The organism is Undibacterium sp. TC9W, from assembly GCF_049339865.1.
Classification (GTDB): Bacteria; Pseudomonadota; Gammaproteobacteria; order Burkholderiales; family Burkholderiaceae_D; genus Undibacterium.
Map to the genome: position 1 here is coordinate 1 of NZ_JBMPPJ010000046.1, position 8,556 is coordinate 8,556.

10 protein-coding genes are annotated in these 8,556 nt (G+C 47.7%); 6 read left to right on the plus strand and 4 right to left on the minus strand.

Annotation, left to right across the window (positions count from 1 at the left end; all coding sequences use genetic code 11):
- Positions 1–253: 253 nt before the first annotated feature.
- Together ACO0LN_RS30005 and ACO0LN_RS30010 are read left to right on the plus strand one after the other, a co-directional pair.
- Positions 254–958 (plus strand): GDSL-type esterase/lipase family protein, encoded by a 705-nt coding sequence (locus ACO0LN_RS30005; protein WP_422980381.1) that lies wholly within the window; start codon positions 254–256, stop codon positions 956–958.
- A 288-nt stretch (positions 959–1,246) separates the two neighbouring features.
- Positions 1,247–2,635: a hypothetical protein gene (locus tag ACO0LN_RS30010; protein ID WP_422980383.1), complete on the plus strand. Its 1,389-nt coding sequence runs from the start codon at positions 1,247–1,249 to the stop codon at positions 2,633–2,635.
- Between the two features lie 149 nt (positions 2,636–2,784).
- Here ACO0LN_RS30010 and ACO0LN_RS30015 read toward each other — a convergent pair whose 3' ends face one another.
- Both ACO0LN_RS30015 and ACO0LN_RS30020 read right to left on the minus strand, forming a co-directional pair.
- Positions 2,785–3,732: a 2-hydroxyacid dehydrogenase gene (locus ACO0LN_RS30015; RefSeq protein ID WP_422980385.1), complete on the minus strand. Its 948-nt coding sequence runs from the start codon at positions 3,730–3,732 to the stop codon at positions 2,785–2,787.
- Positions 3,729–4,142: a VOC family protein gene (locus ACO0LN_RS30020; protein ID WP_422980387.1), complete on the minus strand. Its 414-nt coding sequence runs from the start codon at positions 4,140–4,142 to the stop codon at positions 3,729–3,731. Before ACO0LN_RS30020 ends, ACO0LN_RS30015 begins: the two co-directional genes overlap by 4 nt.
- A 118-nt stretch (positions 4,143–4,260) precedes the next feature.
- Here ACO0LN_RS30020 and ACO0LN_RS30025 point away from each other — a divergent pair, with 118 nt between their 5' ends.
- Positions 4,261–5,124, plus strand: a complete 864-nt coding sequence (locus ACO0LN_RS30025) for a LysR family transcriptional regulator (RefSeq protein WP_422980389.1) — start codon at positions 4,261–4,263, stop codon at positions 5,122–5,124.
- Here the strand turns inward: ACO0LN_RS30025 and ACO0LN_RS30030 are convergent.
- Positions 5,121–5,786 (minus strand): ribonuclease HI family protein, encoded by a 666-nt coding sequence (locus ACO0LN_RS30030; protein ID WP_422980391.1) that lies wholly within the window; start codon positions 5,784–5,786, stop codon positions 5,121–5,123. The two genes, ACO0LN_RS30025 and ACO0LN_RS30030, sit on opposite strands and share 4 nt — an antisense overlap.
- Positions 5,787–5,913: 127 nt before the next feature.
- Here ACO0LN_RS30030 and ACO0LN_RS30035 point away from each other — a divergent pair, with 127 nt between their 5' ends.
- The 3 genes from ACO0LN_RS30035 to ACO0LN_RS30045 are packed head-to-tail and all read left to right on the plus strand — an operon-like array spanning position 5,914 to position 8,038.
- Positions 5,914–6,153, plus strand: coding sequence for a DUF1272 domain-containing protein (locus tag ACO0LN_RS30035; protein ID WP_422980393.1), 240 nt, complete (start codon positions 5,914–5,916; stop codon positions 6,151–6,153).
- A gap of 7 nt (positions 6,154–6,160) precedes the next feature.
- Positions 6,161–7,072, plus strand: a complete 912-nt coding sequence (locus ACO0LN_RS30040) for an EamA family transporter (RefSeq protein ID WP_422980395.1) — start codon at positions 6,161–6,163, stop codon at positions 7,070–7,072.
- A 6-nt stretch (positions 7,073–7,078) separates the two neighbouring features.
- The gene (locus ACO0LN_RS30045) at positions 7,079–8,038 is read left to right on the plus strand and encodes a GlxA family transcriptional regulator (protein ID WP_422980397.1); all 960 of its coding nucleotides are present in this window, start codon (positions 7,079–7,081) and stop codon (positions 8,036–8,038) included.
- Between the two features lie 162 nt (positions 8,039–8,200).
- Here ACO0LN_RS30045 and ACO0LN_RS30050 read toward each other — a convergent pair.
- Positions 8,201–8,556: hypothetical protein (locus ACO0LN_RS30050; protein ID WP_422980399.1), on the minus strand; the 356-nt coding region annotated here is incomplete at its 5' end.

Consider the following 8,556-nt stretch of genomic DNA (forward strand, 5'->3'; position numbering starts at 1 on the left):
AAGAAATGGACCATGCCTATACAACACTGGCGACAGGCATTGAATCGCTTTGATATAGAATTTGGGGAGCGCATCAACGCTCACCAATAGTTCCGGGAGAACTTACACAGATTTTTTTACAGGCTCGTCATTGCAGGCATCAAAGGTCTCTCAGGCAATGGCTTGAACAACTATCTTTCACTTAAAGCTGGCCTTATATCACCGCAGCCTGAGTGAAATTTTCTGGCAACTCACAATCCTATATATTCACTTCATGAAACGCTTAATTTTATCTGCCCTTCTGTTTACTTCTATTTGTCATGCACAAGTAAGTTCGCTACCTGTCAAACAGCCAACTACGATTGCAAGTGATCAGAATTACAGTCCAAAATTGGCTTATCAAATCTACTTTAATGACTATATAACACTAAGGAAAAATCGCCCGGCTGACCTGATTTTCATTGGTGACTCGATTACAGAACAATGGCGATGGGGAGCGGGTTCTACTGTTTGGAAAAAACATTTTGAAGAACGCGCGATCGATTTTGGGTTGGGGTCGGACAAAACCCAACATACTATCTGGCGCTTGGAAAATATCGACCTGTCAGCTTTTACACCCCAGGTCGCCATCATTCTGATTGGCACAAACAATGTACAAGATACGCCAGAAGAAATTGCCGACGGTGTGAAAGCCGTCATCGCCGCCACTCAAAAGAAATTCAATGGCATCAAGATTGTTTTGTTGAGTATTTTACCGAATGCACGTGCGACAGAAAAAATGTCTGCAACCAATATGTTGCTGGCGCCACTGGATGACCAAAGAAACATTTATTATCTCGATCTCGCGGCGCAACTCCCACCTGTCGGTGACAACTGGAAAGGCATGAGTAAAGACAAGTTGCACCTATCCGTTGAAGGATACGAAATTTGGGCAAGCGCCCTGGGGCCTTTGCTCTCGACAATAATGAATCAAAAATAAATTTGCCATTTTTTTGGCAAATTCAATTTTTTTGGGCACAGCGCTGGCAAACAAATACTCCGTCTTTGTTTTAATTTTCCGCATTCACATCTACGTGAAAATTAAATATTGATCCTCAAATTGCAAGGAAAATAAATTCTTGCAGCAAATGTTTGGGTCAAATCCCTGTTGTTGCAATTATTTTGCGCTAACATAATCCTTTCAAGGATTTTAGCCAGAACATCCTCAGCGTCAAAAAAATTTCTGGTTTTTCTCTTTCAGCAACTGATAGATAACAGGAGTTATTCCATGAAGACTTTGATGACAAAGAAGTACAGCACACCTTTTCTGAAGACAACGCTCATTGCCTGTGGTTTATTGGCTACGCCACTGATAGCGACATCGCAAACCAAACCAGCCGTCAGTGCACAAGGCAAAGTCGCTGCTACAAAAGCTGGTACACAAGTGGTCAAGCCGCCGATTGCTTTTGCGTATATCGATCTGGCGACCAATGCCAGTGATATGCCGGGTGGCATGATGGGCGGAGCTATGCAGGGTGCGCAGTCTGGCGGCTTCTTTGGTGCCTTGGGTGGCATGGCTCGTGATGGCACTGGTAACAATGACAGAGGCAATGTTTTCGGCAATACGCATTCCATGGGTTTTGCCAGTGGCAGATTCATGGATGTGTCAGTTTTCACAAACAAGAATACCTCGCTGACAGATGCCAACCAGATGATTCCTGCTGGTATGAACCTCGGGGATAGTTTGAAACTGGTAGCGCCTGCGCCAGAAAAACCAGTGCAATACACACCTTCTGAAGAAACACCATCCGAGCCCAGTTATGAAAAACCCAAAGGCAAAATTTCTATTTATTGGGGTTGCGGCGAAACCATAAGGCCGGGGCAGCCGCGTACTCTCGATGCTGCCAAAGCATCGCCAGAAGATTATGCAAAATTCTTTACCATGCGCGGCAAGGTCACCAAGGGTGCGCGTTCACAACCTGGCAATCCTGCATGGCCAAACAAGAACGATGACAGGAAAGTGCCGGACACTGCTTCACTGGTTGGTCAGCATCAATTTGTCGGTAGTGGCATACCTGAGAGCTTCAAACTCAATCTGGCGTCAAACAATGATTTGATGGCAGCGATTGAACTGGTACAAACCAAGAAGGCTGGCGGGGTTGGACTGGAGTGGAAATCAGTGCCAAATGCGCGTGGCTATTTCATCAGTGTCATGGGTGGACAGTCGGGTGGCGGCGATAACCCCGAAGTCATAGTCTGGACATCCAGTGAATTGCCAGACTTTGGCTTTGGCCTGGTCGACTATCAAGCCAATGCAGATGTCGATAAGTGGCTTAATGAAAAAGTCATCCTGCCCGCCAGCACGACCAAATGCGATGTTCCAAAAGGTATTTTTGGCGAGCAGGGAGCGGGTATACTGCGCATGATTGCCTACGGCTCAGATGCTTATTTTGCCTACCCTCCCCGTCCCAGCGATCCCAAAATTGCCTGGGAACCAGATTGGCAAACCAAGCTGCGCATGAAATCGACTTATAGCTCCATACTAGGTGGTATGGGCGACATGGGTGGACGCAGGTCCAATAATGCATCGCAAGCAGAGCAACAGCAAAGGCCTGAACAGAAAGAAGAACCCAAGGTCAAGGCAACAGATGTCCTGAAAGGTTTGCTGGGTTTCTGATTCAAGCTTGCAGCTTAGAGCGGCGGCCAAGGTATTGATCAATGCTTTGATGAATGCATTGATCAATACCTTGGCCGATGAATCAAGCAATGCCCTGCAATGATATGAATGGAAAACGCTATCCATTCATATCATTAAACGTTCTTCCTTCAATACCCTTTCACTCTGTCTACCGTCACAGGCAACTCTCCCGTGAATCTGTAACGTCGGATATTATTGGCCACAATCAAAGAAGCCGTTTCTCTGTCTGTGGGTGCGGAGCAATGCGGCAATACTGTAACAGACGGATGCTGCCAGTGCCATGCAATGGCGGGCAAAGGTTCTGTTTCAAATACGTCGAGAACTGCATGACCGATATGCCCGCTATCCAGGGCGATATGCAAATCATGATCATTGATGATTGCCCCTCGCGCGAAATTGATCAGCGATGCACCTTGCGGCAAGGCTTGCAGAGTTTGGGCATTGACCAGTCCTTTGGTATCTGGTGTCAGTGGTAGTAGACAAACCAGGATATCGGTTTTTGCCAGCATGACTGGCAATTCATCTGTACCTGCAAAGCATTCGACACCTGCAAATTCTTTGCGGTTGCGGCTCCAGCCAATGACGTTAAAGCCTGCACGCAGCAGGCTGTTCGCCGCCACTTCACCCAGCGCACCGAGACCCAGCAGACCTATAGTTTTTTGCTGAGGCCGCAGATATTCACGTGGCTGCCAAAGCTGCTGCTTTTGTTGTCGCGCGTAAGCTGGCATATCTCTATGCAGGTAGAGTGTCCAGGCCAGCACTGCTTCGGCCATGGTGGTGGCCAGTTGCGGGTCTATCAAGCGGACAATTTTCAGCTCCGTGTCCACCAAATCCGAAATCAGTCTTTCCACTCCCGCCCAGACACTATGCACCCATTGCAGTTGGGGTAAATGCTTCAGCTGGGCAGGATCAGGATTGGCAACGATCGCGACTTTACAAGTAGCTTTGTCCTCATCGTTCATGCTGTCAAAGGCGACAATCTGTTCGTCTGGCAGATTCTTTTGTAGCGCATCTACCCAAGCCTGGGTATGGGAGTAAGCAGGCGCAGCCAGGAATGGGATTTTAATTGAACTCATTTGTCGTAAATACTTTCCAGATTGTTGAAACCTTTGATTTCTATGGGATTGCCTGAGGGATCAAGAAAGAACATGGTTGCTTGCTCACCCGGTTGCCCAGCAAAACGAATCGATGGTTCCAACACAAAGTCGAGATCATGACCACGCAGGCGATCGGCCAGTATAGCCCAGTCCTTCATCGCGAGTATTACACCCAGGTGAGGCATGGGCACCAGATGATCCCCTACCCTGCCTGTATTAGTCGTGGCGAACGGCGTGCCCAGATGCAAGGAAATTTGATGACCAAAAAAATCAAAATCTACCCAGGTGGCCGTACTGCGCCCTTCTTTGCAGCCCAATATGCCTGTATAAAATTGCCGGGCCTGATCAAGATCATGCACATGATAGGCAAGATGAAATAAAGCTTTCATGGATATGGTTCCGTATTGAATTATCGCTGTTCATTTGGTGATTCACAATATTGCATGCTAGCGTCATTTTTTCATAAGAGATAGCATATTATTTTTAATCCATTCGAAAGAATTTTTTATGGATAGCCGCTATCTACAAAGCCTGATTGCCACGATAGAACATGGGTCTATTGCCGAAGCCGCAAGAGTTGAGAACCTGACCGCAGCAGCGATCAGCCAGAGAATTCAGGCTTTGGAGAGGGAGCTGGGTTTTCCCTTATTGTCGAGACAGACGCATGCGGCAAAACCGACCCAGGCTTGCCTTCATCTGCTGCCACGGGCACGAAATATCGTGCGCGAGATTGGTCTGCTGGCTGGTGACGCCGACCTTGATGGCTTGACAGGCACAATCAAGATAGGCGCCATTTCCACCGCGATGACAGGCATGCTGCCAACCGTCTTACGGTATTTGACCAGACATGCGCCAAAATTGAAGGCTGGCATCGTGCCTGGCACGTCCCGCTCCTTGTATCAGTCTGTGCAGGATGAAGAGATAGATGCAGCAATACTGGTTGCACCTCCATTTGAATTGCCTAAAAGCCTGATAGCGAACCACATAAAAACAGAGCACCTGGTCTTACTTTCCAGACAATCGCCACAAAACGATATCTTGTCCACGCTACAATCAAAGCCCTATTTACGTTATGACCCGACAGCATGGGGTGGCCGTTATGCTGAGAAATTTCTTCAAGACCAGGGCTTGGCGCAGGAAGCCATGTGCGACCTCGATGCACTGGAAACTATCGCCATGCTGGTCGCAGATGATGTAGGCGTCAGTTTGGTACCGCACTGGTCAGGCTTGGCAAAATTGGCGAGACATTGCGTATTAACACCCATCCCCAACCCTGCCTATGCACGTAACCTTGTTTTACTCAGCAAAACACAACATCCGCGACCTGCAATGTTGTGCCTGTTGCTGCGATCATTGAAAATCAAGTCTTAATCTGACCGCATCTGAGTAAGTGCATCAGCCAATTGATTTTTGTGTCTAGGTATCCAGGACACACGCAACTGCTCAAATGCAGAGGCCAGTTCCTGTGCTTGCTGACGATACTGCTGCATGCGCAACAAGCTACTCAACTTGACATGGTTAAAGTCATCAATGACCACCTGGCTATCGCCATGCACAAGCAAGTTCACTATCCCGTGTTGTACCGCTTGCTGTAATAGCAGTATCAAACCATTGTATTCTGCGTCACAGCTGTCGCCGTACTCCATATGAGCTATGTGTTCGAAATTTTGCCCGTCGGGCGCTTTGAGTATGCAAGCAATCCGGCATTTCCCCGGGTTAGGCACAGCCGAGCCATCGAACCAGGCCAGCCAGGTATTTGCAGGCAGCAAAGTTAAATCGCGATCTTTTTTACTCTTTTGCTGTGCAGCTTTCTTGACCAATCTTTGAGCAGCATCCGCCACCTTTAAGGCTTCCCGCTGTTGTGCCAGCTCTGAGATATCCTGCAAACCTGAATTGTGCGCCGCTGCTTCCAGCAGCTTAAAAAGTACTTCCACAGCTTGCAGCTTTTCGTGCTTTGCCAATTGACGACTGAGTACGTGTTCTTTGCGCGTAGCAATACTGACTAGTTGTTGATATGTAAAATTGAAATCCATAAAGCTTTGTGATTTAGATTTAGCAGATGTCCGGATATGACCGACTCTGGTCGCTGTCTATGCTGGCATATACCATTCAAACTGATATTCTGCTTAATATTCACCCACAACAGAAAGAAAATGTATCATGCTTGAACTCAGACCGAATTGCGAGCGCTGTGACAGTGATTTACCACCGGATTCTGACAAGGCCCGCATTTGTACTTTTGAATGCACCTTTTGCGTTGACTGCGTGGAGGGTCCTTTACAAGGTATATGCCCGAATTGCGGTGGGAATTTCGTCCCAAGGCCAATCAGGCCGCAAAATAAGCTGCTGAATAACCCTGCATCGACCAAACGTGTACGTGCAAAACAAATTAAGCCTTAGCCAAGCCATGTCCAAATCTGTCCTTAGCACACGTCACATCCTGATCGCTGCCATAGTCATTTTGTTGTGGGGAATGAATTTTGTGGTGATCAAGATAGGATTGAAAGGCATCCCTCCCTTCTTGATGGGCGCTTTGCGCTTTATGCTGGTGGCGTTTCCGGCTATCTTGTTTTTACCACGCCCAAAAGTGTCATTCAAACTGTTATTGGCGTATGCCATGTTCATCAGCCTTGGCCAATTTGCCTTTTTGTTTTCAGCAATGGCAGTCGGTATGCCAGCAGGTTTGGCATCACTGGTTTTGCAGGCACAGGCGTTCTTTACCGTGGGCTTATCTGCCATGGTCTTTGGCGACAAGTTAAGGCCTAGCAATTTATTAGGCATGCTGGTCGCCAGCGCAGGTCTCATATTGCTAGGCAGCGCAAGCATTGCCAGTTCAGCCAGTCAGGTAACGCTTGCTGGCTTTTCCCTCACCTTATGCGCTGCATTCTCATGGGCCAGCGGTAATGTCATTAATAAAAAGATAGGCGTGACCAACGTACTGAGTCTGGTGTCATGGAGTGCCCTGGTACCTATACTGCCGTTTATTTTGTTATCTTATCTGTTTGAAGGTGGGGATGTCATTTTGCACAGTTTAAGCAATATGAGCCTGTCATCTGGTCTGACCATCGTTTACCTGGCTGTTGCGGCAACCCTGATCGGTTATACCTTATGGGGCAAACTACTGGCCAGCTTGCCTACTCACTTGGTTGCGCCACTGACATTGATGGTGCCTGTGGTTGGATTGACAGCCGCGTGGCTGATACTTGATGAGGCATTAAGCCATACCCAATTACTGGGGGCAGTTATCGTAATGGCAGGCTTGCTCATTAATGTATTCGGCACAAAACTGGTTCATAACTTACGCAATATGTTCGCCTGATTCATCATGCCCCGTGTTCAACCAGTTTATTTTCTGTTATTGCAAGACACCTTATTGCTGGACATTGCCGGGCCAGCAGATGCACTCTTGTTTGCCAATCGCTACCAGGATGAAGTGCGGTTTGAAATGCACTTCATCAGCCCGCAGCAAAGCGTGAATTCTTCTGTCGGCCTGCAACTAGGCCCGCTGCTGCCTTTGCCGGAACAACTGACTCCAGATGTCATCCTGATTTTACCTGGCCTGATCGGTGGCAATGAAGTCTATGCTTTGCCAGATGCACAGATTGCCATCCGGTGGTTGTCAGAAAAAGTGCAGACAAGCCACAAGGTGGTATGCATTTGTTCTGGCGCGCTGATGGCGGCGCATGCTGGTTTACTGAGCGGGCACAAGGCGACGACACATCATAACCATTGCCACGAGCTGGCAGAAATAGACAGTTCAATCAAAATAGAAGAAAACCGCATTTTTGTTGAAGATGGACGCATGAGTACCAGTGCCGGCGTTACCGCAGGCATAGATCTCGCCTTGCATCTGGTCAGTGAACTTACCAGCCCCTTTGCTGCGAGTGCCGTTGCCCGCAATCTGGTGGTGTACATGCGTCGCTCTGGCAATGACCCACAATTATCACCCTGGCTGAAATACCGTAACCATATGCACCCCATTGTTCATAAAGTACAGGATGCCATGGTCAAAGACCCTGCTCACCCGTGGAATTTAACTGAATTGTCCAGTATCGCCTGCAGCAGTACGCGGCATATTACCCGGCTGTTCAAATTGCACGCTGAAGTGTCGATACAAGCCTATTTGACATCACTGCGTTTATCGCTGGCGACAAAATTTCTGGCCAATACCGATTGGTCAATAGAACGAATTGCAGAGGCGTCTGGTTTTGGCTCGACAAGGCAATTCAGACGCATTTGGAATAGTCACTTTTCTGCACCTCCTTCGGCTGAACAATTTAGATGATTAATTTCCACACTTCAATTAGAAGATAATTAATAAAAAAGAAAATACAAAAAAACCCACCGCTTTACAGAGGTGGGTTTTTTATTTTTACACAACAGGGAGGATATTCTCTCCCTGCTGCATGGGTAGCAAGCTACCCATTTTCCTACATAGCTTACCGAATTAAGCGATGAAGTCGCCGGCAACGATGGAACCTGTTGTACCAGTCAATTTCACGATAAAGTCAGCTGAGTCAACAGTTGTGTTTGTACCCAGATTTTGGAATGCGTATGTACCAGCTGCTGTACCTGCACTTACAGTGATGATGTAAGCTTGGGTATTAGTGGCAGCCAAAGCTGCACCTGCTGCTGTTGCTGCTGTCTGGATTGCTGCGGCCAGAGTTGCAATATCAGCATTAGCAATTGACAATGCGTTCAATGTAGTTGCTGCAGTACCTGTTTTGAATACGTCTGCACCAGCTGCTTTGAAGCCGCTTACTGTATCGATAGTTGCAAATGTTGAGCCAGAACCGATGATAG